Below are 26,606 nucleotides of genomic sequence, written 5' to 3'. Positions count from 1 at the left end.
TCGTAATTATATAATGACATTAACGGGACAAGACGCTTCGCTTGCGCGTTCTGGAATAAGGCTAGACTTCGGGGGGAGGCTAGCCTTTTTTATACCTGTTCAGCTTCGGCCCTTTCTCATCTATTCTGTCTGCACGATAAACTTCGTCGATCCTTTTGTTTTTTTCTTGGCGTTTTTTTCTTAAAATGCGCGCAATACGCAATATTCTTTCGAGAGATCAACCATGAACAAAAGTGTCTTAACTAACGTAATAGCGTTATTGCTACTTGCTAGCGGCTATGCGACGACCAACCAATACTTACTTTATGCAGGCCTATTTGCCTTTTCTGGTGCCATCACCAACTGGCTTGCAATTCACATGTTGTTCGAGAAAGTGCCCGGTTTATACGGTTCTGGCGTTATTCCAGCGCGCTTTGAAGAGTTCAAGGCGGCCATTAAACAACTGATGATGGAACAATTTTTTACCGAAAGTAACATCGACCGCTTCCTAAGCAGTGAGATGACCGGAAAGTCGCTGAATCTAGAACCCGTGATTAAGAAGATCGACTTTAACCCTGCATTCGATTCACTGGTTCATGTTATCGAGAACTCACAGTTTGGTGGCATGTTGGCGATGGTTGGCGGCACAGAAGCCCTGCAGCCGATGAAAGCGCCATTTGTAGAGAAGATGCAAGAGTCAGTAATTGAAATCAGCAAGAGTGACTCTGTAAAAAATGCCATCAAGGATGAACTTGAATCGCCTGCAATGATGGATGAAATCAAAGAGAACATTGAAGCGATCATCGACCAGCGTTTGAATGAACTAACACCAAAACTCGTGAAAGAGATGGTTCAAACCATGATCAAGAAGCACCTTGGCTGGCTAGTGGTTTGGGGCGGTGTATTCGGTGGTGTGATTGGCTTAATCTCTGCGGCCATCACGCTGTAAACTGTCTATCAGTGCTAACTCGATCGTTTAGCCGATATATCCGCACTCAATAAAAAATGGAAGCTCACAATAGCTTCCATTTTTATATCTGAATAACATTCGCTACAGCAACGAGAAACTGCCGAGAATTAACTAGAAAGCCCCTACTTTAAGGTTGATAATAGCTCCGGATTCACTCCAAAACCCTTTTTATGTTCTTCAATCACCACTTCACTGCGTGTCTGAATCACTCCAGGTAATGTCCCCAATTTAGTAGCCATAAACGCCTGGTACGCTTTCATGTCTTTTACCCGCACCTTGATCATGGTGTCAAAATCACCAGACAACGAATAGCACTCTTCAACTTCAGGCATCAATTCAACGGCCTGAGCAAATTTATCAAAAATCGAAAAGCTGGTTTGATCGAGTCGAATATGGATAAAAACTTGGACATCCAGCCCCAACTTTTCAGAACATAACTCAGCGTGATAACCCGTTATGTACCCCTCTTTTTCCAATCGCTTGAGTCTATCAGAGCAAGGGGAAGTGGTTAGATTGACCTGCTTTGCCAGCTCGACCACGGGCAAGCGCCCTTTCATATGCAGAATTCTTAGTATCTCTTTATCGATACGGTCGAGTTGATGCTGAGACATAATATTCCTTAAACATTCTAAATTCGGCTCAGTATATTCTATAGTGAGGGCTATCAGACAAAACCCCGCTCACACATTTAAAAAACTAAATACACTTGCGTTATTCACATTAAATATAAATCAACAAACACCAATAACAAGCCTTATAAATCAGTCGTTGACCATTAACAAATTATTATAGAAATGACCTTAAGAACAAATAAGTTGAGCTAGAAACGAAAGAAAGGATATAGGTCAAAGTGAATAATATGACTATCAAAGAGAAAGGATGACTCTATTATGAAAACACAAGAACTCGCATACAAGCCATACGGTATTGGCCCATGGACACACGTTACCGTTTCTAAAGATGTTGCTCAAGCACTCGCAAATGAGTACTCAAACTATGGGTGGGAAGTGAAGGTTGATGGCTGTGCCATTGAAACAAAGCTGACACTCAAAGCCGCATAGAAACGCAAAAACCTCCTATACGGAGGTTTTTTGATCTAAGTTAGTAAGCACTTACTATATGTTAAGCCAAACCAACTTGGGGAACAGAACTTGCCGTTTCGCAACGACAGTTGCACGTTCGACAGAAGTGCTGAGTTTCCATATCGTAATACAGGTTTCCACTAAATAGCTTTGACGTCCATTGCATCATACGGCCAGAAGCTGTCTCGGGCTCTGATTCACAACGTTTCATTATAGACTTATGTAGTGTTGTTTTTTTACATCCTTTGCAATAGAGATCAGGCATACCTTTGTCCTATAGGTCTTTAGTGGTTACTGACAATTGACATATCATGTCCAATTCGGTTCCACAATTCACCGAGCTAATAACAAAAGTGAGCGCCAAGTTCAAAAAATAGCCATTTTTCTCTTCTATTTTTTGACATCAAACGTCGTAAAGATATTTCCTCTTTCATTTATCACCCACTAAAACCTAGTTTCAATTTACATTGTAAACCTCAAAACTACGTTGCACTTTAGTCGAATTAACACATAATTTTATAAATTACAGCTCAGCAATATCCTCTGGCTTAGTACTCCATTTCAGCACAAGTACAATGATAGAAAGTACGAATAAAAAACATATCGGACAGAGTCAATGTTCATTCAGATCTGGCATAAGCCGTGTGAGGCGATGGATCTGACCGCTCGCATAGGGTTTTAGTGTTTGGACATATAGACCAGAAAGAGGTCGAAAGCATTAGGGAAATAGGCAAAAAAATAGAGCCACCGAAGTGACTCTATTATTTTTAGCTCATGTTCTTTGCTAATTCACATCTGTTTTACAATGTAAATTAGTCTAGTTCTACCAGATTCTTCTCGAACTCAGCGTGTTGCTTCTTCACTTCGTCTTCTGGCTCACCCGTAATTAGGCTCACGATAACGATAGAAAGAGTCGATAGGATGATTCCTGGTACGATTTCGTACACATCGAACCAACCGCCCGTGAACTGTTTCCAAAGTACGATAGTCACACCACCAACCACGATACCCGCTAGAGCGCCGTTACGGTTCATGCGAGACCAGTACAGGCTCAATACGATAGCTGGGCCAAATGCTGCACCAAAACCAGCCCATGCGTAAGACACAAGGCCAAGTACTGAACTGTCTGGCGTCATCGCTAGCACAAGTGCAATAAGAGAGATCAGGATAACCGCGAAACGGCCTACACGAACAATCTCTTCTGACGTAGCATCTTTCTTCAGAACTTGCTTGTACAGATCTTCTGCCATTGCAGATGAAGAAACAAGAAGTTGTGAATCAGCAGTACTCATGATTGCCGCTAATATTGCAGCCAGTAGGATACCTGCGATTACTGGGTGGAACATCGCATTTACAAGAAGCATGAAGATCTTCTCGCCATCGTCTAGCTTAGGTGCGCCAGAGTTAGTCACATAGATCAGACCAACAAGACCCACAAGCATTGCACCAACCATAGACAGCGCAGTCCAGATAACCGCAATGCGACGCGCTGTTGTTAGATCTTTATTGCTACGTGTTGCTTTGAAACGAGCAAGGATGTGTGGCTGACCGAAGTAACCTAGACCCCATGCCGCTAGCGAGATGATCGCGATTGCAGAAAGAGGCTCGCCCTTCGCATCATTCCATAACGTGAGTAGCTCTGGGTTGATGTTGTGTAGGTCGCTAGATAACTGACCAAGGCCGCCATTCATTGCTGCGATGGGTACAATCAATAGTGCAGCAGACATTAGCAAGCCTTGAACTAGGTCAGTCCAAGATACCGCTAGGAAGCCACCAAACAGGGTGTACGAAACCACACATACCGTGCCGATAATTACCGCTGTTGTGTAATCTAGGCCGAATACCGTTTCAAATAATTTACCACCTGCTACCAAGCCTGAACTTGTGTAGAAAAGGAAGAATAAAAGGATAAAGAAAGCAGAGATTGTTTGAATCAGCTTAGAGTTATCGTTGAAGCGGCGAGATAAAAACTCAGGCAACGTCAGCGACTCTGTTGTAATACTGTAAGTGCGTAGACGTTTAGCACTGATTAACCAGTTTGCCCAAGTACCCACAAGTAGGCCACCAGCAAGCCAAAACGCTTCAAAACCAGCAGCATAAGCGTAACCAGGCAAGCCAAGTAGCAACCAACCACTCATGTCTGATGCACCCGCAGAAAGTGCAGCAGGCCATGGGCCTAACGAACGACCACCTAGGAAGTAGTCAGTAGAGTTAGATGTACGTTTGTAAGCAATAACACCGATCGCTAGCATCATAATTAGATACGCAATGAACGTCGTCGTTATTGCAAAACTGTTTTCTATCATTTGATAGTCCTCATTTTGTAGAAAGCCTTCCATGCCTAATTCAATGCAAGACACTCACCGTAAAGGCGAGCGAGTGCATTGAGTTAGGTATTGAGGCTCCAAAGCACTCATGGAGAAAACCAAAAGTCCTTAGAGCCAATTTTACTGAAGGTTAGTGAGCTTCGCTTCCAAGTTCGAGCAAGGTCGCGTTACCGCCCACAGCTGTTATATTTATAGTTCGCGTACGCTCGGTAATGAAGCGCAGCGATAGGTGTGGATCGTTAGCAACATTCATTGCATTCAGATCCGTTTCAGCGACTAAACCGACGATGGCACCGTCACGCTTAGCAAGCTGTAAATTAATAGCTTGTGCCGTTTGTGAGTTACCGACATAACCCACACTTCGTACATCGCAAGACAACAACTGTTGAGAAGCGTCATACGAGGCAACCTGCACCAAGTTAGTTGGCAAATTAGCCGACTTAGCTGCATCGGCAACTAAGGTATTAAACTGCACATCATCACTACACAATTGAACGCTGTTACCTGCTAATAGTGCAGCAGTAATCAGAGCCATTGCCGTTTGTAGTGCTGGCAGTTTGTCTTGGCAATCATCAACAATTACCAAAGCCACACCACGACCTGCAGCATACAACTCATTGGTTTCGCCCGTTGGGCCTGCCATAAGGTGATGCTCCGCAAGTAGTGCTGACGCTTGTTCTAGATGATAAGTCGCCACTGCAGCCAAAGGCGCAGATTGACTTTCAATCTCTGATTTCAATGCAAGTACCTGAGCACTCTTATAATCAAAATCGGTCAGATTCCATTGTTCCCACGCAAGCAATGCATCAGAAAAACCTGTCACTTGATGAACCATGATATTGCTCCTTATGCCTTGTCTTGTGATTGCGAAAAATGAACATCAGTAAAGCGATATAGGTAGTGAGGACCACCTGCTTTAGGGCCTGTACCTGACAAACCTTGACCGCCAAATGGTTGAACACCAACAACAGCACCTACTTGGTCACGGTTTATGTAGCAGTTACCCACGCGCACGTGTTTTTCGATCCAACGGTAAGTTGTCTCGTTACGGCTGTGAATACCCATAGTTAGGCCAAAACCGGTTTGGTTAATTTGGTCTACCACTTGCGCTAACTCACTCGCCTTGAAGCGAACGATGTGCAGTACAGGGCCAAACTGTTCTTCTTTCAAGCAACTGATGTCATCGATTTCAAACGCACTTGGTGGAACAAAGTCACCATGTTCACAATCAGAACCCAATGTAAGTTGAGCGACTTTCTTCTGTGTCTGGGTCATATTTTTCAAGTGAGCTAACAGCTTTTGCTTCGCTGTTTGATCGATAACCGGACCAACATCCGTTTTATGAAGGTATGGAATACCAACACTCAGTTCGTCCATTGCACCGTGAATCAATCCAACCACGCGGTCTGCGATGTCTTCCTGAATGTAAAGCACACGCAATGCCGAACAACGCTGACCTGCTGAAGCAAATGCCGAACGAATCACATCACGAACCACCTGTTCAGGCAGTGCGGTACTGTCGACGATCATCGCGTTCTGGCCGCCAGTTTCTGCGATAAATGGAACAGGTTTAGCGTTACGGCTTGCCAATGACACATTGATACGTTGTGCAGTTGGGGTTGAACCCGTAAAAGCAACACCCGCAATTGCATCATGGCTAGTTAGCGCGCTGCCAATCTCAGCACCACGACCTGGAAGTAACTGAATGGTGCCGGCAGGGAAACCCGCTTCGTTCATCAGTTCAACGGCGCGAGCTGCAATCAAGCTTGTTTGCTCAGCAGGTTTCGCCACAACAGTGTTACCCGCGACTAGTGCCGCTGTAATTTGGCCAAGGAAGATAGCGAGAGGAAAGTTCCAAGGGCTGATACAAACGAACACACCACGACCTTGTCGTGAAGCGATTCGTGTTTGGCCGTCAAAACCTTTTAGTTCGAAACCTTGTAGGTTGTCAGCTTGTTTTGCGTAGTAACGACAGAAGTCGACTGCTTCACGTACTTCATCAACGCTATCGTGAATCGTCTTACCCGCTTCTTGATGACAAATCGCCACCAACTCAGCAAGGTTGTCTTCCATCAGGTCAGCCAGCTTCTCAAGCGCAGCCGCTTTGGTTTCAACCGAAGTTGCGTTCCAATCAGCGAATGCTGCGTCTGCGCCGGTGATCGCTGCGGAAACATGATCAAGGTTAGCGAAAGCCACCTGACCCACATTAATACGACGATCGTAAGGTGAGGTTACTTGCTCGACGTTCTGATCAGCCTTGATCATGCTTTCGGCTAGAGACTCACCATTGATCACAGGGCCAGCAGTCCATTGATTGTTAAGGAATGTTTTAACCTGTGCTTCAAACTGATGCGCTTCACTCTCGATATCAATGTTCACACCGTAAGAGTTCTTACGCTCAGGGAATACCGCTGGAGGCAGAGGAATCTTAGTGTTGTGCAGTGTATCGAACGCAAGAAGCATATCGACAGGATGTTGAGTCAGCTCTACTACAGGGCAACGCGCATCAACTAGACGGTGTACAAACGAGCTGTTTGCGCCGTTTTCTAGCAAACGACGTACTAGGTATGGCAGTAGATCTTTGTGGCTGCCAACCGGTGCGTAGATACGTACCGACTGTTGGTAAGCTTCCATCGCATGGTTATAAAGAGAATCACCCATGCCGTGTAAGCGTTGGAATTCAAAATCTTTATGTTCAGTCATCACTGCAATTGCAGAAACCGTATGAGCATTGTGGCTCGCAAACTGCGGGAAGATATTGCCACGAACACTTGGGCTCAATAGGTAACGCGCACAAGCAAGGTAAGCTACGTCTGTCGCTTCTTTACGTGTGTAAACTGGATAGTCAGTGAAACCAGCCTGTTGTGACCATTTGATCTCGCTATCCCAGTACGCGCCTTTCACCAAGCGAAGCGGGATCAAATCACCCTGCTCTTTCGCTAGGCGGTTTAGCCATACTAGAACCGGAAGCGCACGTTTTGAGTAAGCTTGAATAACCAGACCAAATTTACCCCAACCTTTCACAAGGTCAGTGCGGTACAGTTTTTCGAATAATTTAAGAGATAGCTCTAGGCGATCCGCTTCTTCAGCATCAATCGTAATCGCAACATCAAGCTCGACAGCGCGACGCAGTAGTTGCTCTAACGTGTCGCACAGTTCATTTAGAACACGGTCTTCGTTCGCCACTTCATAACGTGGGTGAAGTGCAGAAAGCTTGATAGAAACAGACGGTGCTGGGCTCGATTTTGAAGAGACATAAGTGTCTCGACCTACGGCTTCAATCGCCATTAGGTAATCTTTGAAGTATTTGTTTGCGTCTGCAGTAGTCAGTGCTGCTTCACCTAGCATGTCGTATGAGTAGGTAAAACCTTTGTCACGCATAGACTTACCGTTCTTTTGCGCTTCAGCAATGCTGCGGCCAAGAACGAATTGGTGACCCATCACCTTCATTGCTTGGTGCATCGCTTTACGAATTACCGGCTCAGAAAGCTTATTCACTAAACGGTTAACCGCTTGACCAGCACTCTGCTCTTTAGATGAAAGTCCAACCACCTTACCCGTTAGCATTAGGCCCCAAGTAGATGCGTTAACAAACACTGAATCAGAATTCTTAAGGTGAGACTTCCAATCCGCAACGCTTAGTTTGTCGCGAATAAGCGCATCAGCCGTAGCTGAATCAGGAATACGCATTAAGGCTTCCGCCAGACACATCAGCAAGATGCCCTCTTGAGTATCTAAGCTGTATTCAAGCAACAGTGCATCGATCATCTGGATAGAAGTCTTATCCGCACGGATAGCTTCGATCAATGAGGTCGTTTTCTCTGTAATTTGCTGCTTTTCAGACTCAGAAGGGGTAGCTAGCGGCAGAAGTTGCTCTAGCCATTGGGTTTCATCCACCATATATAATGGTGAGATAAGCGACCATAGATCAGTAAGCGACTGCTCATTGAATTCTGGCTTTAACACATCAGTAGCTGTAAACATGCGTTTTCCTTAATCTCACACCCGGAATTAGCCCGGGATCTCTACAATGGCTGCAGTGTATGTAGAGTATATAAGGATTACTTGTCAAAAACTCCGAGTTTTTTGCTAAAAACTCGCTTTATTAACAAAACAAACACAACGTCACATATGAAACTTTAAAATAATATGCCGTTTTGTTTCACTATTTAACAGAAATTTTCTTTTTGTACTGAGATGGTGACATGCCTTGAAGGCGTGAAAAGGTATGAGTAAAGGAAGATTGACCGGAGAAACCAGCCAGTTCAGCGACCTGACCAAGGCTAAGGTTACCTTGTTCGATTAAACGACGAGATCGGTCTATACGCTTACCTAACACATACTGATGTGGGGTGATTCCCATTTGATCTTTGAATAGCATGTGGAACTGGCTTTCACCCAGGAACACACTGCCTGCAAGTTGGGCCACAGAGATCTTGTTCGCAAGGTGTTGCTCGATGTAACGATCCAATGCTTCAAGATCAAAACGCGAGTCTTTAATCGGAGTTTCGAATGCGGATATATGCCTTTGCATCAACGCGATCACCGTGTCATTGCATGCTCGACTCAGTAACAAATCATCAGGGCTCGACTGCATTTCTTGCACCAACATATGGATAAGCTTTTGAATTTGCGCGTCTAATTGAAAGTATACGTTCGATGACTCTAGCTGGTTAATCTTCTCTAACATTAGAGGGTCATCATCGGTTGGCACAGGCATATTGAGTACGAGAATATCCGACTGACCAACCACGCCACCGAAAGCATGATCAGAGCTCGCCGTTACCACACAACCTTGACCGGGACCAACCAAATTCCCTTTACCTCTGACTTCAAACTCCGCCTGACCTTTTAAGCCAATCACCACCTGCGAATAATGATGATCGTGGCAATCCATATGCGATGGCAAAGTGATGATCTCAGCCGGGCGAGGGCCCGTAAGACCTAGCGGGGACAGGTCTAGGTTTGGAAAGGGTAAAGGTTTTGGCATAACATCAAAATACTCAGGTCGACATAGTAAGAATAATACTCTGAAATCTGCATAAGATGAATTTGTAAATGATCATGAGAGTCATTTCCTCGCCTTAAATAAAAGATCATTGTCGGAGATCGTCTTGATCATGCCTCCGGAAAGATGATCAAGAGTGTACAAACTACGGTCATTGTAAAACCAATCGTTCCGGCGGCTTCAGTACTTAAAAGCGAGCAAGTGCAATAAGGTGCAATGCATGTCTAAAATAGATGTATTTTCACCACCACATATAGAAATAATTTTCTTATATAGCTCAAATAATTTAGCTTTAACTTGTAAAAAGTGTATCCGAAGTAGCGAAACTCGGCTTTTGAGTAGATTGGGTGACGATAAAACGGTATAAAGACGGGTACTGTGTTAATTGCTAATAACTAGTGACTCACAACTAGGAAGTAGACACTTTATTAACGAGCCAATTTCAATCTATAAGTTGCAGGGACCTATGACTAACTTTCGAATTTCAGCGCTTTTACTTGCGCTATCCCCACTTTGGGTATCTGCATCGGTATCCGCTGAAGAACTGAATCAAGTCGATCCCGTTTCAGCTATCGATGCAAAGCTAACAGAGAAAAACTCAGATATTGAGCGTATTTCAGCAACCCAGGTATCAGCGACTGAAAACCTAAAACAACTACAGAACCAAAACAGTAAGTTGTTGCGCGAAGGTGAAGAACTCAAGGCAAAACGTAACAGAGCCAAGTCTGTACTCGACAAACAGTACAGTCGCTTACTGGAAGATCCAGAAACTGATTTGGTCTCTTTTCAGAAAAGCTACCAAGATGCTTGGGCGGCCGTTAAAGAGAACCAATCGTCTCAGTTAGACAACCAACAAGCGGTGAACGAGAGTGAAATTCACCTTTCTCAAATCAAGCAAAAGCAAGCTCGCCTGAACAATGAGCTGGCTAACTTAAGAGAATCAAAAGTTGAAGCTCGCGTAAAACGTATTGCAACAGAACTCCGTGAAAGTGCCGTTCTTGAGACCAGCTACACCACGACATGTGCATCAACAATGACACTGGGAGAGTGTACTGCTCAAGGCAAGTACTTGACCAATCAAAAAGCCGTGCAAACGTTCAAAAGCCAATTACTTGAGCAGCTCACAGAAAGCGCGCTAGCGAAGCAAAACTTACAAGGTGTTCAGCTGAATATCCATGTTCAAGACAGCCAAGCAATCAAGAGTGGTTTCTCTGGTAACAACGCTTACTTCGTGCAAATGCAGGCTCAGCTTCAAGCAAAACCGGAAGCGGTAGCAGCGTGTAATTTATTGAACGTTTCAACACGCTACTGTTTAAAGGGCAGTGATGTTGCCGTGGCTAAAAAGAGTGATAAACAGTGGGCAAACGTGATGGTACGTTCTGATCAGTACAATGATTCAGTGACGATCAACGGCATTAAGTACGGCAGCACACCGATTGAGGTTGCACTACCAAGCGGTCGTCACCAAGTGACTATTTCAAAACAAGGTTACGAGTCTTACAACCGCACAGTTACCATCAACGGTAGCGACACTATTTGGGTTAAGCTTCTTCCTAGCAAGGAAAGCTAAGTCCAGTATGAATAGCTCAGCGCTCTAATTAAGATAGCCGTGCCTATTTCACAAAGCTGAATGAATACTCGCCATTTTGTTGATAGTTATAAAAAGTAGCTGCAGACGAAATGGCGTGTTCGTTTAGAATATTCGATTAACCTAATTTACGATTGAAGTAGCCCAACATGCGCCAAGGTTTTCCCACTCTATTATTTGCACTTGCCCCTTGCTTAATGACACCTGCTGTTTTCGCTGAAATAACACCACCAGCAATCACAACATCTGTCACCGACATTGAAAGCTCACTCTTCGAAAAGTATACCACTTTAACGGCTGTCGAGAAGAAGCTGACGGACAAACAAAACCAAGTCGATAACCAAGCAAAGCAAACGGCAAATCTAGCCAAGTTATCCACTCAAGCTGAGCAAAAACTCGCAGCAGCGAAAGCTAGTCTAGAACAAGATTACACCCGCATGATTGACGAGCCTGACTTCGACATCTCGCCGGCTCAAAACAGTTTCCAAAACGCTTGGAAAACTGTAAAAGAGAGCAAGCTTGCTATTTCAGACTCAGAACAGAAGCAACAAGGCTTGGTGATGGAACTAGAAGCCATCCAAGCAGAAAAAGCGGCTGCTGAAGCTTCAATCGCAAACCTCAATCAAGATAAACTCAGAGCAAGAGCTGAACGACTAAGAAACGAGATCACTCAAACCAAAGAGCAAACGGTCAGCTTTACCAACCGTTGTAGCAGTGACATGACACTCGCGCAATGTGCAGACCAAACGGTGACCTTGGCACTTCAAAAAGCCGTTAAGCAATTCCAGCATAGCTTGGTAGACAACGCGACTGAATCAAAAACAGTGAAAGAGCACCTATCGTCTGCTTCGCTAAACATTCACGTTCTACAACACAAAGTGAAATCTTCTGGTTTCTCTGAAGATAGCCGTTACCGAGCAGTGATTGCAGCGAACTTAGAGACTCGCCCAGACAAAAACACACCTTGTCGCTTGCTTGGTATCCAGTCATCAAACTGTTTCACACAGAGCGATCAACAAGCCAATGACCAGCAAAAAGAAGTCGCTTGGGTTAACTTAATGGTTCGTTCAAACCAATATAATGACAAGGTATCGATTAACGGCGTGGACTATGGCAGCACACCGGTTGAAGTAATGCTACCAACAGGCCAACACATGGTCACAATTGAGAAAGAAGGCTACCTCTCTTTCCATCAAGAACTGAAAATCGCCCGTGATCACAACCTACGAGCGGTATTACAAGCCAAACAAAACTCGCTGAATGTCGGTACCAAATTTGCCGACCCAATGGGAAATGACACTCCAAGTCCAGAAATGATTGTGGTGGGTTCAGGCCGTTATTTATTGGGTGAAAACAACGCTAAACAAGTGACGATCAAACAGCCATTTGCATTAGCAGCGACACCAACTCGCGTTCAAGATTTTAAAGCGTTTGTTGAAAGCACTGGCTACCAGACAGACGCAGAACTGATGAACACCTGCGATACCTTCGTTAATGCCGAGATCACAACGGTTTCAGACAATGACTGGCTGAACCCTGGCTTTAAGCAAGCTGATAACTCACCGGTAGTTTGTGTTAGTCAAAGTGATGCCAAAGCGTATACTCGCTGGTTATCTAAAAATACAGGCTATGCCTACCGTTTACCAACACCACAAGAATGGGAAGCCGCAGCAAGAGCAGGCCAAGATACTAACTTCTGGTGGGGCAATGAATTCCTTTCGGGTAAAGCCAATACCGGTTGGGCTGGCACACCGTGGTCAAACATCAGCACCTCTCCAGTTAAGTCATTCTTACCAACACCTACAGGCTTCTACGATATGATTGGCAACGTTTGGGAATGGACAACCGTTCAGAAAGGCTTGGCTAAAGGTGGTGCGTGGAGTTTTTCACCAGAAGAAGCAAAAGTGTTTAACGAACTGTACGTGCCAACGTCAACGGCAGCAAACTACTTAGGTTTCAGAGTATTGCGCGAACTGTAGCACTCAATAACCAACTCAATAGTTTCTAATATTTACGCTAGGCTCTCAAATATCGCATTGAGTTGTATTTATGGGGGAATTCCCCCCTTATGCACAAGCATTCCTAGGAGTAAATTTATCGATAGAGTAGTAAGTTACTCTAGGTATCTAGCTGATACCTTAGGTTAATTTACATGACCCTCGTGAATTAATCTGAAATCTTCTACATGTCGACAAGACATATCTTGTCTTTAGCCAGCCCTTCTTCAGGCTGGCTTTTTTTCGGCTATTAACCAGTCACTTCGATCACCAATCACTCTTGATATATACAGTAAACCAACAATTCGTTTAACTATGATTCAAGCTCTATTTATCTCTCAGGATTCAGCCTCTAATTGCCATTGCAGCGCTATAAGAAACTGATATCATTAACATACTTCTGCTTACGAGATAAAACCTTGCCAGAGTCACTCAATGCCATACATCGTTCTTTATTTGAACAACTCCCAGGCTGCTGGGGCTGCAAAGATACTGAGTCGGTTTTCGTTTACGCGAACCTCGCCTACAACCAATTGATTGGCTTAAAACCCAACGAGAGTTGCACTGGCTTGACCGATTTCGATATGCCGAGTCAAACCACTGAGTGTGCGCAAGATTTCAGGGCTCAAGATAAGCATGTGATGGAAACACGCACTACCCTGAAGATTCTTGATATTCACCCCTACCCAGACGGACGCTGGCACGCGCATATTTTTACCAAAACCCCTTGGCTTGATGCAAACAACAACGTACAAGGCACGATCTTCTACGGTCAAGAACTCACTGACACCGCAATTTTAGAGGTTGGTCATTGGGTTTGCCAGGCGACAGGTGCCAAAGATGGTCAGACATCCATTGCAGGTTCAACGCCACGCACATCTAAACTCAAAAAACGACTGACTTCGCGAGAATCAGAAGTGCTATTTTTGCTGCTGTTCGGCAAGAAACCGCAATACATTGCATTAACGTTAAATATTTCAATTAAGACTGTCGAAGGCCATGTCGCCAGATTGAAGCAAAAATTTGATGCGAGCAGCAAAAGCCAATTGATTGAGTATGCATTGGACTCGGGGTTGGGCTCAGTGATCCCCGAAACCCTGCTCAAAAAGCAGATTTCCGTGGTTCTGCACAGCGAATGAGCGAGAGTCAGACAAAAAAATACCGTTGTTTGATGTGTTTAGTCACCAAATCAACGGTATTTTTAAAGCAGTTAATCCGTTAGCAAATCTATAAAACAGATTATGGCGCTAGGCGGTCAATGTCCCAGCTGTTATCTTGACGTGAAAACAAGAAACGGTCGTGTAAACGGTGTTCGCCACCTTGCCAAAACTCAATACTATCAACGCGTACTCGGAAACCACCCCAAAATGAAGGCACTGGAATCTCTCCTTTCTCGAACTTCTGCTTAAGCTCTAAATACTTACCTTCCAGTATTCCGCGAGCTGAGATTCGGCTACTTTGCTTACTTGCAATGGCAGCCAATTGGCTTTCTTTCGGGCGAGATGTGAAATATTTCATGTTCTCCAACGCGGTCAGCTTTTCAGCTGTACCTGTGACATGAACCTGTCGCTCTAGAGGATGCCAAGGGAAATGCAAACTAATTTTGCTATTGTGCTCAAGTTGGTGTGCTTTACGGCTACCTAGATTGGTATAGAAAACGAAGCCATCTTTATCAACATTTTTCAGCAACACAATTCGTTGGAATGGCTGACCATTTTCGTCAACTGTCGCTACTGTCATTGCAGTAGGATCCGTCAACTTAGCTTCAATGGCTTGTTCTAGCCATTGATTGAATTGGTCAATTGGGTCTGCGGCCAAGTCTTTGCGTCTCAATCCACCCTGAGCGTATTCACGACGAATGTCTGTCAGTTCCATTTGGTTGCTCCTTTTGATTTTTTTGTGATTTTGCGCCGTAATCCTTTGAAACACAAGTCTAAGCCTTGGTTTTGTCTTACAGAAGGTGCTCTGTGTTAACGAGATCTCGGTACGCTAACCGTCATATTGATAGTCTATATGTAAACTGATTGTAACCTGAGTTTATAGTGACTAAAAAATCGCCCAACCTAATCACACCTTTTGTTTTATTCTCACTAATATTGGGAGCTGCAGGGCTGACTGCAACTCACTTTCTTGCCGTACAATTCCAAGAGAAGATCGTTACTCAGCAACTCAACGAAGCAGCCAACAAAGCGAATCTGCAAATCGACTCCGAGCTGGATAAGTTCAAACAGATCCCCGATTTACTCAGTCATGACCCACGCCTGATCTCTTATTTCACCTCATCACCACAAACCGACAAGATAACCGTAACACAGCTTAATAAATTGTTGTTTGAATGGTCGAACCAAAGCCAGGCTGACACCATTTATATTCATGACCGAAGCGGCACAGTGGTCGCTTCCAGTAATTATCAACAACCCCGCACATTTGTTGGAGAAAACTTCTCGTTTCGCCCTTACTTTGCCTCTGCAATAAAGGGCAACAACACACAATACGTGGCGCTCGGTGCTCGCTCGAATGTACGAGGCTATTTCTTATCCTCGCCACTGTACACCGATAAAGAAATAGTCGGCGTTATCACAGTAAAAGTAAGCTTAGAGAATCTCGAAAACATCCTAACCAGCGATGATTTTGAGATCGTAGTACTCGATTCCAACCAAGTGGTCTTTCTGTCGAACCAAACTTCGTGGTTGTATCATTCACTGTTGCCATTAAGTGAACAACAACAAACAGAGATAGCGACTCAGCGGCAATACGGCCAAAGTGAAATTTCGATCATCGAAGACTTTCGATCGGCAAAGCTTCAACAAAAAGCTAACGACACAATCCAACCTAACGATCTTCAACCAAATCAGATTCAAAAAGAACTCGTCTCCAATCAGCTGTTTCAACTTGGTGCTTTCAACCTATATCCTGCCCCTATTAGCAATAATCAGTATCAAGTCGTTGCGCTAAAAGAGACAAAAGCCGAGCTGCTTAAAGTGCTACAGATCGACGTCATCTTTATTATCATCTATAGCTTGGTGATGCTGATTGCTTGGTCGTGGCGTCAAACCTACATTGCGAAGGTCGCGTTAACTCGACTCAATGAGAACCTAGAACAGACCGTTGATAAACGAACTCATTATTTAAAGCAATCTAACCAACAGCTCCAACAAACCATCTTTCAATACCAAGAGTCACAACTGAAATTAAAGCAGACCGAACAAGAGTTAACTCAGACGGCTAAGTTAGCGGTATTGGGCGAATTGTCGGCTAGCATTAATCACGAAATCAACCAACCACTTGCAGCGCTGAGAACTTACAGCGAGAACAGCTTGAAGCTGCTTGAAATGAAACGAACAGATTTAGTCAAAAGCAACCTAGATAAAATGATTGCTTTAAATACATCAATTACTGAGATCATCGCGCGCCTCAAGGTCTTCACCCGCAAAGTCACCAAGCAAGAGCATCACGTGGCAAACTTGCATCAAGCGGTCAATAACGCCACCAGTATTCTCAGTGCGCTGATGATTAAGCAAGGCATTACACTGAGGTTAAGTACAATGCCGGATGACATAAATCTAGCCATTCACCCAACTGAGCTAGAACAAGTGTTGGTTAACCTGATTCACAACGCGACTCAAGCACTTCAGCAGCAGGCTATGGAACAGTCAACTCCAAGACTAAAAACCTCGGGGCAAAGCATCTTAGAAGAGCAAAGCTCCAAGCTAGAAGCTTTAGACATACAAACGATCCCACAAATTGGAGTGGAATGGCAGCGCAAGAATGACACCTGCCAGCTGATCATATGGGACAACGGCATAGGTATCTCTAAAGATAAGCTTGAACAGCTCTTCGACCCATTTTTCACCACCAAACCAGAAGGCTTAGGGCTTGGTCTATCGATCTCGAAGCGAATCATTGAAGCGTATCACGGCACGATTAACGCAGCACAGTTAGAGCCGTCAGGCATGGTATTCTCGTTAAATATTCCACTCTATAAGAATCAGGGTTAGTTCCCTTGTTTTGTTTACTCACGATTATGCCAATTTCACACCATTGTTAAGGACTCGGCTTTTGCACTCTATGCCCAAACTCTATTTTGTCGATGACGAACCCGCGATTAGGGACTCTGTAGAACAAGCCATGCTCATAGAAGGCATCACTATCGTCTGTTTCCCCAATGCCATTGAGGCATTGAGGCAGATCGACGTCGCGCAAGCAGGAATCGTGATAACAGATATTCACATGCCAGTAATGGATGGCATTCAATTCACCCACAAGCTTTTGAGCCATAACCCCAACTTTCAAATCATCGTGCTCACAGGACATGGTGACGTCCAAACAGCGGTATCTGCGATGAAATCCGGCGCTTATGACTTTTTAGAGAAACCTTTTGTGGTCGACGATCTGCTGACAGCAGTAAAAAAAGCAGCAGATAAACTCGCATTAGTTGAAGAGAACAACCTATTAAGAAAAGAATTGGCAATGCAAAATCAAGTAGGGCCAAAACTGATCGGTCAATCACCAGCGATGCAGGCCTTACGCCGTGAGTTAATCACTCTGAACTGTAAAGAAACCCCACTACTGCTGTTTGTTGGAGACATAGGAACAGGAAAAAGAGTTACAGCGCAATACACCCATGATTTACACAGTCATCACACAGCAGAGCTTTGTCCAATCGCCGCCTTCAATTTACCACGCAGCGATGAAGCGACATTTCAGCAGTTTGTTTTACAACTGTTCCACAAATATCAAGGTGGAACGATCTATATTCATGAAACACAAGCACTAACTCAAGAACAGTGGCTGTGGTTGGCACGTCTAAAACCCATTCTACTTCGTGAAAACTCATGCAAGACCAATGCAACTTGTATCATTATCGCAACCACAATAGTTCCTACTACAATTACCAATGAACTACGTCGATTTAATTTACTACCTTTGGCGCAAAGAACAGAAGACATTGGCTCTTTGTTCAAACATTTTGCTCGCGGTGCGGCAAGTCGATATCAGTTACCACCGCCTGTTATTACTGAAAAAGAGATTCAACGGTTAATTGCCACTCATTGGAGTGAAAACATTCGACAACTTCGTCAACATGCCGAGCTCAGAGTACTAACGCAAATCAAGCAGCCACCGCTCGACAGTAATGAAGATGATGAGCAAGTTGGTGAGAATAAGCTTGATGTCAGCATAGAAGAACAACAGCAGTCACTAAGTCAGCGGACTGATAGCTTTGAACAAATCATCTTGATCGAAGCACTACATCGCCACCAAGGACGATTAAAAGAGGTACAGCAAGAGCTGCAAGTATCGAGAAAGACACTGTATGACAAGCTAAGAAAGCACCAACTTGATAAAACGGATTTCAAAAATCGATAAGAATTAAAAAATATATAAATTCAAAGATTTAAAGGAGCAAAATCTTAACATTTATCAAAAGTAAGAATACACTCAATAGGCTTGCACTTTTATTTAGCGAACAAGGACTGTTATGAGTCAGAAGAATTTCAGCAAATTGAACGAAACCGAACTTGAGTACGTCGATGATAAGACAGCGGCGCTGCTCCTCAATACGCCAACCAGTGCGCGTATTATGCTATGGGTGATCGTTCTGTTTTTTATTGCTGCTATTGGGTGGTCTGCATGGGCCGAAATCGACAAAGTCACCGTTGGCCAAGGCAAAGTCATCCCCTCCTCCCAGATTCAAGTGGTGCAAAACCTTGAGGGCGGCTTGGTAAAAGAGATATTAGTTCGAGAAGGTCAACAAGTTCAAAAAGGTCAACAGTTGCTCTTGATCGATGATACTCGATTTCGTTCTGACTTCCGAGAACGCGAACAACAAGTCGCCAACTTAACCGCCAACGTTTTAATGCTTTCCGCTTCCTTTAACAGTGTCGTGATCAATGAAGAGTTCTCGGTCGAGAACTGGAAAAAAAGTGTCCTTCTAGACTACGGTAAACTTGCCTTCCCACCCGCACTTTACGAGCTTCAGCCTAAATTGGTCAATCGCCAAAAAGCAGAATACCGCCAAGATTTGAACAACCTAAAAAACCAACTTTCCGTTTTTGATCAACAAGTTGAACAGAAACAACAAGATTTAATTGAGATAAAAGCACGTGTCGATAACTTGAGACAGAGTTATAAGTTTGCTCGCCAAGAACTAGACATCACCAAACCACTTGCAGATGAAGGGGTAGTACCAAGAATTGAGCTACTCAAGCTTCAAAGACAAGTGAATGATACTCGTCGAGAATTGACCTCTAGCGAGCTCAAAATCCCTCTCCTACGCTCAGCGATTAAAGAAGCGATGCTAAGCCGTATCGATGCCGCATTGAGCTTCCGCTCAGAACAACAGGAAAAGCTCAACCAAGCGCAAGACAAACTCTCAGCAATGACAGAATCTTCGGTTGGGCTTGAAGACAGAGTAAATCGGACAGTGGTGGTTTCTCCTGTAACTGGCACCGTTAAAACGCTTGGTATTAATACCGTGGGCGGTGTTATCCAACCGGGTATGGACATCGTAGAGATTGTACCGACTGAAGATTCTCTATTAGTCGAGGCCAAAATCGCCCCACAAGACATCGCATTCCTACGCCCTGAGCTGCCCGCCATTGTTAAATTTAGCGCTTATGACTTCACTAAATATGGTGGTCTAGAGGGCGTGTTAGAACACATCAGTGCCGATACTACCCAAGATGAAGAGGGCAATAGCTATTACATCGTGCGTGTACGTACCGAGAAATACAGCTTTGGCCACAATGAAGAGCTACCTATTATTCCGGGTATGACGGCTTCAGTCGATATCATAACCGGCAAGAGAACTGTGCTTGAGTACATGTTGAAACCGATCCTCAGCGCTCAAAATAACGCACTAAAAGAGTAAGGACGCTTGATGGTTTACAACGTCTTTAAACACTCGGAAAACAGACAAGAGCAGAGGCTATGAAGTCTCAATTTTCGCTCTTGTTGTTAGTCCTTACCTCTTTTACCTCTGGGGCGCTGAACAAGAGCGACCAACGATGGATAGATGCCGTCTCTGAAACCTATGGGGAAAGAGCCGGAAAGCGAGTCGCAACATGGCGTTCAAATATGACGTCATACGATGGATTGAGTGAAAAAGAGAAACTCGAGTCTGTTAACCAGTTCTTTAACCAAATGTACTTTGTCGACGACAGCATACTTTGGGGAAAGAACGACTATTGGGCGACACCACTGGAATTTTTGGGAAGCAACGCCGGTGACTGCGAAGATTTCACTATCGCAAAGTACTTCTCTTTACTTGAACTGGGCGTCTCAGATAAAAAATTACGATTAGTGTATGTAAAAGCACTTGAGCTAAACCAATTCCATATGGTGTTGGCATACTACTCAACACCCAGTGCCGAACCACTAATTTTAGACAACTTAAACCCTGAAATAAAACGCGGCTCCAAACGCAGAGACCTGCGACCGATATACAGTTTCAACGGTAAAAACCTTTGGTTGATCAAGTCGGCAGCAGGCAGCGGAAAGCTAGCAGGGAAATCTTCACGATTGAGCTTATGGAACGACTTACGTTCTCGTGAGCGCTCTCTTAAATTAAACAAACCCATTATCAATTACGATGAGTAGGTACAATGACTTTATATAAACAGCTTGTGGTCGGGATGGTTGCAGTGTTCATATTGCTGATGACGTCAGTTTTTATGATCGAATTCAACACCACCCGTGGATACTTAGAAGAGCAGCAACGCTCTGAGGTAAGTAATACCATTAATACTGTTGGACTGGCTCTCGCCCCTTACCTAGAAGAAAAGGACAAGGTGGCTGTAGAGTCTGTTATCAACGCCCTGTTTGATGGCAGCTCTTACTCTGTCGTACGATTGATTTTTCTCGACAGCGGTGACGACATTCTTCGCTCATACCCAGTAAAACCAACAGGCGTACCAGAGTGGTTTACCAACCTTAACCTGTTTGAACCGGTTCATGACCGTCGCGTAATTACCAGTGGTTGGATGCAACTGGCAGAAGTCGAGATTGTAAGCCATCCAGGCCCAGCCTACGATCAACTTTGGCAAGCATTTACGCGCTTAGTGACCATATTTGGAGCCATCTTCTTGCTGGGTTTGGTCTCTATCTCTTGGATCCTTAAACGAGCACTGCGTCCTCTTTCATTGATCATTACCAAAATGGATCAAATCGCCAAGAATCAGTTTGGTGAACCATTGGTTCGTCCGAAAACAAAAGATTTGATCTTAGTGGTTGATGGAATTAACCACATGTCGACACAAGTTGAACAGGCCTTTAAGAACCAAGCGAAAGAAGCGCAGAAGCTACGTGAACGCGCTTATATCGACCCTGTATCTCAACTAGGTAACCGCGCTTACTACATGTCTCAGTTAACTCAGTGGTTAGAAGAGTCAAGTTTAGGTGGTTTAGCGGTACTAAAAGCCGAGTTTATTAGTGAAGAGTACGATGAAAAAGGTTATCAAGAAGGCGATGCATTGGTACACCAACTTGCCGATCTGCTGCAAGCTTCGATTTCATCGCCAGATATAACTATAGCTCGAATTTCTAGTGACGAATTTGGCTTTATTATGCCAAACATCGACGAGAGCGAACTTAAACTCGTCGCGAGCAGTATCGTAAACTGCATTCAAAACCTAGGTTCAGATCCAACCGGTATGGCGAATCCACACATTGCACTTGGTGTTACCTACAGTAACAAGAGAAAAACCAGTACCGAAATTATGTCGCTGGTGGATAACGCATTATCAAATGCGAAAGCAAACCGCGAGCTAGCTTACGGCTACGTAACAGCTGATGACCACGGTGCAGTGATGGGCAAACAACAATGGCGCATGCTGGTTGAAGAAGCGATCATCAACGACCTAATGACTTTCCGTCTGCAAGCGGCGAATAACGCTTTTGGCAAAACGTATCACCAAGAGGTGTTCTCTGCGATTGAGAAAGAGGGTGTTCGTTACGGGGCTAACCAGTATCTATACGCACTAGAACAACTTGAAATGAGCCACATTCTCGACCAATACGTTATCGAGAAGATGATTGAGAAACTGAATGCAAAAGAGGTGACCAGCCCAATTGCTATCAACATCTCACCGAGCAGTATTTCTCAACCAAGCTTTATCCGTTGGATTGGAAATACTCTGGATCAAAACGCTTCTATCGCACACTTGCTTCACTTTGAGATTCCAGAAAGTTGCTTCATCAATGTTCCACACTACACGGCGCTATTGTGTAACACCATTCGTAACGCAGATGCGGTGTTTGGTGTCGATAACTACGGCCGTAATTTCCAATCGCTCGATTACATCAACGAATACCGTCCAAGCTATGTGAAGCTCGATTACTTGTTCACACATAACCTTGATGACGAAAAACAGAAATTCACCTTAACATCAATCTCTAGAACCGCTCACAACCTAGGCGTGACAACTATTGCGTCTCGAATCGAAACTCAGACTCAATTAGACATTTTGTCTGATAACTACGTAGAAGTGTTCCAAGGCTTCATTGTTGATAAATAGTTGTAAGGGTTATATCACATGCAAGATCCACTATTGAACTCATTGATCTACGTTAGCCGGTATTACGGGTTAGCTAACTCGCCCGAAGCGTTGATCAATGGGCTACCACTATCTGATGGGAAGCTAACCCCTTTCCTATTCCCTCGTTCAGCTGAACGAGCAGGGTTAGTGGCGAAAGAAAATCGTTGCGACTTAGAAAGTATTCCTCACCTTATTCTACCTGCTATTTTACTTCTCAAGCAGGGCGAGGCATGCGTTCTGAATAGTATTGATTCAGAAAAACAAGAAGCAGAGATCATCACAGCAGAGAGTGGAATGGTGCCGATCATCATTCCACTAGACGAGCTGAAAGAGCAATTCATCGGTCGTTACTTCCTAGTAAAAAAACAGTTCCGTTATGATGAGCGCTCACCAGAAGTCCTAAAAACACGTAAGGGTCACTGGTTTTGGAGTACGATCTGGGAATCTAAAAACATCTATCGAGATGTGTTGATTGCCTCTATTCTGATCAATATATTCGCGATTGCTGCGCCAATGTTTACTCGTTTGGTATACGACAAAGTAGTACCTAACCTCGCATTTGAAACCCTATGGGTATTGGCGAGTGGTATTTTTGTCGTCTTCCTTTTCGACCTGCTTTTAAAATTAATGCGAAGTTACTTTATTGATGTCGCGGGTAAGAAATCCGATATCCTTATTTCCTCTAAGCTTTTCAGCAAAGTGTTAGGGATTCGCATGGAAGCCAAGCCCGCTTCAGTTGGCGCTTTCGCAAAAAACCTGCAAGAGTTCGAGTCTATTCGTGAGTTCTTTACCTCTGCAACTATTGGTTCATTAATCGATTTACCATTCGCGTTGATGTTCCTTGCTTTAATTTGGTTAATGGCAGGGAACCTCGTGTTTGTTCCTGTTGCTGGTGTAGTAGTCCTGATTATCTACGCACTGTTAATCCAAGGACCACTGCGTCGTACGATTGAAGAAGGGTCACGTCTTGCTTCTCAAAAATACGCGAACTTAATTGAAAGTTTGGCTGGGTTAGAGACGGTTAAACTGTTCAGCGCGCAAAGCCAATTTCAGTTCCGCTGGGAAGAAGCCGTTGCTCATATGGCAAACTGGAACATTAAAAGTCGACGTATCACCGACAGCATCCAAAACACTGCTGGCTTCGTTCAACAAAGTACCAACGTTGGGATGATCATTTTCGGGGTGTATCTCATTGCGGAAGGTGAACTCACTATGGGTGGTTTAATTGCCGCAACCATGTTGAGCGGCCGTGCCATTGGCCCTCTTGTTCAGTTGTCGCTGCTTTCGACCCGCTATAACCAAGCGAAATCATCAATGACTTTGATTGAACAAGTGATGTCGATGCCAGACGAGCAAGAAGAAGGTAAACGCTACATCCACCGTCCTATTATCCAAGGCCATATTGCGCTAGATAAAGTAACGTTTCATTATCCTGATTCTCCAGTTGCTTCTATCAGAGATCTCACCCTAAACATTTCTCCGGGTGAGAAAGTTGCCATTATTGGTCGTATTGGCTCGGGTAAGACAACGCTGGAACGCCTGATTATGGGCCTGTATAAGCCCACAGAAGGCCATGTACGCATTGATGACACCGATATGGAACAACTGCACCATGTCGACGTACGACGCAACATAGGCTGTGTTCCTCAAGACAGTAACCTATTCTATGGTTCAGTGAGAGACAACATTACATTAGGCCGCCCTCTAGTCGACGATCGTGATGTGATGGATGCAGCCAACCGTGCCGGTGTTACCGCCTTTACTCAGCAAGATCCTGCAGGTTTAGAACGTCAAGTCGGTGAAGGCGGTGCTTTGCTCTCTGGTGGCCAGCGTCAATCGATCGCCATTGCCAGAGCATTCCTAGGTCGCCCGCCAGTACTTTTATTAGATGAGCCAACCAGCGCCATGGATAATCGCTCAGAGATGCACATCAAGCATCAGCTGAGTCAATTGCAACCAAGTGAGACCCTAATCCTTATTACGCACAAGACTTCGATGTTGGATATTGTAGACAGAGTAATTGTGATGGAAAAAGGCAGCATTATCGCCGACGGTCCAAAAGCACAAGTTCTATCAGACCTCAAGCAAGGCAAAGTAAGAGCTGCTAGCTAATTGGAAAAATGAAACGAATTTAAACGCGAGTAGAAATAGAAAGGGGAGCATTAGCTCCCCTTTCTTATATTTGCCGCACACCTAATTAGCCACTCAACAAAACCAACCAATCAACCAATCAACTAATTAACTAATTAACTAATTAACGCCAAATCTCTTGGTTACAGAGCGAGGTCTTCTTGTTCCATTTTAAACGAACACTGGATCTCATATTGGTTAAATGAGAACACGCTGCCGCCGTGGGTTCGCTTGGTTGTGACTGTCTCATCACCAAACTGAATCGTAACTCGGGTATATACCTTTTCATGAGCCTCAACAGTGCATTCAGCAAGGTTGGTTTCAAACTCGGCTTCGAGTGTGTCCAAGTGTGATTTGGTATTCTCAATCGCGAGGTTATTCTTTTCTCGTTGCTGCTCTATTTCTAGTGCTTCAGCCTCAGTTCTCTCGGCTTTTGAGCGTTTCTTAAATTCAAGCTCTTGACGAATCACTTCCATGGTTTGCTCTTGAGCGTGCTTATAAGTTTCCTTTAGTTCAACAATCTTTTGTCTATATCCATCGTAACGTGCAAATCCATGGACCTTGGTCGCGGTGTCTCCCTCAACGCCTAAGAACACACATTCCACTTTGCCGCCAACTTTAGCTTCGCCCCCACTGAGCGTTCCGTGTTTCTTCAAAGAATCCATGACAATAAGGTTGTTGCCACAGCGAATGTCGTTACTCATACTGTGTACGCCAAGTCGGATGTCATTCGCACTTTGCAGCTCTGCATTCTGCGCATAGCTTGCTGTTATAGATCCTTTCGTAAATACCTTACAACTTTTTGGCTCACCCTCTTTTGTGGTGTGGCCGATAATGCCTTTAGCGACTTTAATGTCACCTTGAGCCTGAACTTCGGCCGACTCGATAAAACCACCAACTGTAATACTCCCCGTCGCCTTAACTATCATTCCCGGTTCTATGTTTCCAGAGACAAACACATTGCCTTTAAATTTAACGTGGCCGGTGGATACATCGACGTTGCTAACACACAAGGCGTCATCCACTTCAATGGTTCGATCTTTAATGATGGGTAATCCGGGGTATGAAGCGAGGAGTAAATTGGGATCATCAGGGGAAATATAAGTGCCTTTTCCGGGCTTAATCAAACTGTCTTGTCCGGGAAGAGGCGGGATAACTCGACCTTGGACCGTAAAACCAGCGATACCTTTGGTGGCAGGAGTGCGCTTCATTAAGTGATCATTTTGACCAACAGTAATGGTTTGCCCTAAGTCTCGCATATCAATTTTGCCTTCGTCTTTACTACGTGGCTTCAATACTTGTCGCGTGATATCTTCAACTAACGCGGCAAACTTAGCGTCTTTACCCTTTACCGGTTGTGTACCTTTAGCAACAGGCTGAATAAACTTTTCACCCGGTTTCAGCTTGCTACTCATCATCAATACTTTTCTGAGCGCTAACTTATTAATCCCTTTTGTTATGTGTGCCAGAGCTAAGCAGTGAATGATGTCACTACCAAGCAGTGGTTTACCATTATACGGCCCAGTAACCACAAGACTCGCGAGCATCTCATCATCAGACAGTTCGACAGCAACACTTGCATCACGCACCTCAGCAATCAACATACCGTCGTACGCTTCACCTTTTCCTTCTTTAGCAAGAGTCACAAAGCGCAACACCTCTTCTTCAAAAAGAAAATAGTTAGACGCGCCTAACGTTTCCAAAACTGATGGTAGTGGCTTGTTGTCGAAGCTTGCGTCGACCACAACTCCCGATGGTAGACGAGCAACTACTTGTTGCTTGTCTTCTGACAATGTAACGATGTTATCCCACATTCGAATTGAGTATCCCTAATGACTCAGTTGATATTCAGTCTATATAATTCGTTCAGACCTTAGAATCTCCGCATTTGAATAATCAGCGTCACATCACTTACTTTCGATCTTGCAAAGCTGACTCATAAATAAGACTTACCCATTTTATCTTCAAATTCGTATTTACAAAGGTTGA

At 44.3% G+C, this 26,606-nt stretch carries 19 protein-coding genes; 11 read left to right on the top strand and 8 right to left on the bottom strand.

What is annotated here, in order from left to right; genetic code table 11:
* Positions 1-223: 223 nt before the first annotated feature.
* Positions 224-928: a DUF445 family protein gene (locus SJY39_RS15445; protein ID WP_016767099.1), complete on the top strand. Its 705-nt coding sequence runs from the start codon at positions 224-226 to the stop codon at positions 926-928.
* A gap of 143 nt (positions 929-1,071) precedes the next feature.
* On the opposite strand, the gene SJY39_RS15440 is transcribed toward SJY39_RS15445, so the two are convergent.
* Complete coding sequence (locus SJY39_RS15440; protein WP_010432115.1) at positions 1,072-1,560, bottom strand: Lrp/AsnC family transcriptional regulator; 489 nt, start codon at positions 1,558-1,560, stop codon at positions 1,072-1,074.
* Positions 1,561-1,839: 279 nt separating this feature from the next.
* On the opposite strand from SJY39_RS15440, the gene SJY39_RS15435 reads away from it, so the two are divergent.
* Positions 1,840-2,010: a hypothetical protein gene (locus SJY39_RS15435; protein ID WP_372042778.1), complete on the top strand. Its 171-nt coding sequence runs from the start codon at positions 1,840-1,842 to the stop codon at positions 2,008-2,010.
* Between the two features lie 61 nt (positions 2,011-2,071).
* Here SJY39_RS15435 and SJY39_RS15430 read toward each other — a convergent pair whose 3' ends face one another.
* The 5 genes from SJY39_RS15430 to SJY39_RS15410 all read right to left on the bottom strand — a co-directional run bounded on the left by SJY39_RS15430 (position 2,072) and on the right by SJY39_RS15410 (position 9,348).
* Positions 2,072-2,296 carry a hypothetical protein gene (locus SJY39_RS15430; protein WP_065099303.1) on the bottom strand — a complete coding sequence of 75 codons (225 nt, stop codon included), beginning with the start codon at positions 2,294-2,296 and terminating at the stop codon, positions 2,072-2,074.
* Positions 2,297-2,843: 547 nt separating this feature from the next.
* Positions 2,844-4,370, bottom strand: a complete 1,527-nt coding sequence (putP, locus tag SJY39_RS15425; RefSeq protein WP_016767920.1) for a sodium/proline symporter PutP — start codon at positions 4,368-4,370, stop codon at positions 2,844-2,846.
* A gap of 118 nt (positions 4,371-4,488) precedes the next feature.
* Entirely contained in the window at positions 4,489-5,193 is a 705-nt protein-coding gene (locus SJY39_RS15420) for a 1-pyrroline-5-carboxylate dehydrogenase (RefSeq protein WP_016785434.1), read from the bottom strand.
* An 11-nt stretch (positions 5,194-5,204) separates the two neighbouring features.
* On the bottom strand, positions 5,205-8,342 hold the full coding sequence (putA, locus tag SJY39_RS15415) for a bifunctional proline dehydrogenase/L-glutamate gamma-semialdehyde dehydrogenase PutA (RefSeq protein ID WP_102265494.1): 3,138 nt from the start codon (positions 8,340-8,342) through the stop codon (positions 5,205-5,207).
* Between the two features lie 181 nt (positions 8,343-8,523).
* Entirely contained in the window at positions 8,524-9,348 is an 825-nt protein-coding gene (locus SJY39_RS15410; RefSeq protein ID WP_016786666.1) for an AraC family transcriptional regulator, read from the bottom strand.
* A 484-nt stretch (positions 9,349-9,832) separates the two neighbouring features.
* Here SJY39_RS15410 and SJY39_RS15405 point away from each other — a divergent pair, with 484 nt between their 5' ends.
* From SJY39_RS15405 to SJY39_RS15395, 3 genes are all read left to right on the top strand, one after another.
* On the top strand, positions 9,833-10,936 hold the full coding sequence (locus SJY39_RS15405; RefSeq protein WP_102265495.1) for a PEGA domain-containing protein: 1,104 nt from the start codon (positions 9,833-9,835) through the stop codon (positions 10,934-10,936).
* Between the two features lie 167 nt (positions 10,937-11,103).
* Entirely contained in the window at positions 11,104-12,933 is a 1,830-nt protein-coding gene (locus tag SJY39_RS15400; protein ID WP_102265496.1) for a formylglycine-generating enzyme family protein, read from the top strand.
* Between the two features lie 437 nt (positions 12,934-13,370).
* Positions 13,371-14,090 (top strand): PAS domain-containing protein, encoded by a 720-nt coding sequence (locus SJY39_RS15395; protein ID WP_010432139.1) that lies wholly within the window; start codon positions 13,371-13,373, stop codon positions 14,088-14,090.
* 100 nt (positions 14,091-14,190) lie between these two features.
* Here SJY39_RS15395 and pdxH read toward each other — a convergent pair whose 3' ends face one another.
* Positions 14,191-14,826 (bottom strand): pyridoxamine 5'-phosphate oxidase, encoded by a 636-nt coding sequence (gene pdxH, locus SJY39_RS15390; protein WP_016767927.1) that lies wholly within the window; start codon positions 14,824-14,826, stop codon positions 14,191-14,193.
* 167 nt (positions 14,827-14,993) lie between these two features.
* On the opposite strand from pdxH, the gene SJY39_RS15385 reads away from it, so the two are divergent.
* From SJY39_RS15385 to SJY39_RS15360, 6 genes are all read left to right on the top strand, one after another.
* On the top strand, positions 14,994-16,949 hold the full coding sequence (locus SJY39_RS15385; RefSeq protein WP_016767928.1) for an ATP-binding protein: 1,956 nt from the start codon (positions 14,994-14,996) through the stop codon (positions 16,947-16,949).
* Between the two features lie 70 nt (positions 16,950-17,019).
* Positions 17,020-18,318, top strand: a complete 1,299-nt coding sequence (locus tag SJY39_RS15380; protein WP_010432165.1) for a sigma-54 dependent transcriptional regulator — start codon at positions 17,020-17,022, stop codon at positions 18,316-18,318.
* A gap of 112 nt (positions 18,319-18,430) precedes the next feature.
* Positions 18,431-19,822 (top strand): HlyD family type I secretion periplasmic adaptor subunit, encoded by a 1,392-nt coding sequence (locus SJY39_RS15375; protein WP_010432168.1) that lies wholly within the window; start codon positions 18,431-18,433, stop codon positions 19,820-19,822.
* A gap of 59 nt (positions 19,823-19,881) precedes the next feature.
* Positions 19,882-20,550 carry a transglutaminase-like cysteine peptidase gene (locus SJY39_RS15370; RefSeq protein WP_010432171.1) on the top strand — a complete coding sequence of 223 codons (669 nt, stop codon included), beginning with the start codon at positions 19,882-19,884 and terminating at the stop codon, positions 20,548-20,550.
* A 5-nt stretch (positions 20,551-20,555) separates the two neighbouring features.
* Positions 20,556-22,466 carry a LapD/MoxY N-terminal periplasmic domain-containing protein gene (locus tag SJY39_RS15365; RefSeq protein ID WP_010432174.1) on the top strand — a complete coding sequence of 637 codons (1,911 nt, stop codon included), beginning with the start codon at positions 20,556-20,558 and terminating at the stop codon, positions 22,464-22,466.
* Positions 22,467-22,484: 18 nt separating this feature from the next.
* Positions 22,485-24,599: a type I secretion system permease/ATPase gene (locus SJY39_RS15360; protein WP_010432180.1), complete on the top strand. Its 2,115-nt coding sequence runs from the start codon at positions 22,485-22,487 to the stop codon at positions 24,597-24,599.
* Positions 24,600-24,760: 161 nt separating this feature from the next.
* Here the strand turns inward: SJY39_RS15360 and SJY39_RS15355 are convergent, their stop codons facing one another.
* Positions 24,761-26,431 carry a DUF342 domain-containing protein gene (locus SJY39_RS15355; protein WP_010432183.1) on the bottom strand — a complete coding sequence of 557 codons (1,671 nt, stop codon included), beginning with the start codon at positions 26,429-26,431 and terminating at the stop codon, positions 24,761-24,763.
* Between the last annotated feature and the right edge of the window lie 175 nt (positions 26,432-26,606).

Origin of the sequence: Vibrio sp. R78045, assembly GCF_042466085.1 — a bacterium.
In the GTDB taxonomy this organism is placed as follows: Bacteria; Pseudomonadota; Gammaproteobacteria; order Enterobacterales; family Vibrionaceae; genus Vibrio; species Vibrio cyclitrophicus.
This window is presented reverse-complemented; position numbering and strand designations above follow the sequence as displayed.

Excerpts from the sequence above, each read along its gene's own strand:
- SJY39_RS15400 (WP_102265496.1), top strand. The coding sequence starts at position 11,104 with ATGCGCCAAGGTTTTCCCACTCTATTATTTGCACTTGCCCCTTGCTTA.
- SJY39_RS15440 (WP_010432115.1), bottom strand. The coding sequence starts at position 1,560 with ATGTCTCAGCATCAACTCGACCGTATCGATAAAGAGATACTAAGAATT.
- pdxH (WP_016767927.1), bottom strand. The coding sequence starts at position 14,826 with ATGGAACTGACAGACATTCGTCGTGAATACGCTCAGGGTGGATTGAGA.
- SJY39_RS15435 (WP_372042778.1), top strand. The coding sequence starts at position 1,840 with ATGAAAACACAAGAACTCGCATACAAGCCATACGGTATTGGCCCATGG.
- SJY39_RS15355 (WP_010432183.1), bottom strand. The coding sequence starts at position 26,431 with ATGTGGGATAACATCGTTACATTGTCAGAAGACAAGCAACAAGTAGTT.
- SJY39_RS15445 (WP_016767099.1), top strand. The coding sequence starts at position 224 with ATGAACAAAAGTGTCTTAACTAACGTAATAGCGTTATTGCTACTTGCT.
- SJY39_RS15420 (WP_016785434.1), bottom strand. The coding sequence starts at position 5,193 with ATGGTTCATCAAGTGACAGGTTTTTCTGATGCATTGCTTGCGTGGGAA.
- putP (WP_016767920.1), bottom strand. The coding sequence starts at position 4,370 with ATGGAAGGCTTTCTACAAAATGAGGACTATCAAATGATAGAAAACAGT.
- putA (WP_102265494.1), bottom strand. The coding sequence starts at position 8,342 with ATGTTTACAGCTACTGATGTGTTAAAGCCAGAATTCAATGAGCAGTCG.
- SJY39_RS15410 (WP_016786666.1), bottom strand. The coding sequence starts at position 9,348 with ATGCCAAAACCTTTACCCTTTCCAAACCTAGACCTGTCCCCGCTAGGT.
- SJY39_RS15365 (WP_010432174.1), top strand. The coding sequence starts at position 20,556 with ATGACTTTATATAAACAGCTTGTGGTCGGGATGGTTGCAGTGTTCATA.
- SJY39_RS15380 (WP_010432165.1), top strand. The coding sequence starts at position 17,020 with ATGCCCAAACTCTATTTTGTCGATGACGAACCCGCGATTAGGGACTCT.
- SJY39_RS15430 (WP_065099303.1), bottom strand. The coding sequence starts at position 2,296 with ATGCCTGATCTCTATTGCAAAGGATGTAAAAAAACAACACTACATAAG.
- SJY39_RS15370 (WP_010432171.1), top strand. The coding sequence starts at position 19,882 with ATGAAGTCTCAATTTTCGCTCTTGTTGTTAGTCCTTACCTCTTTTACC.
- SJY39_RS15405 (WP_102265495.1), top strand. The coding sequence starts at position 9,833 with ATGACTAACTTTCGAATTTCAGCGCTTTTACTTGCGCTATCCCCACTT.
- SJY39_RS15375 (WP_010432168.1), top strand. The coding sequence starts at position 18,431 with ATGAGTCAGAAGAATTTCAGCAAATTGAACGAAACCGAACTTGAGTAC.
- SJY39_RS15360 (WP_010432180.1), top strand. The coding sequence starts at position 22,485 with ATGCAAGATCCACTATTGAACTCATTGATCTACGTTAGCCGGTATTAC.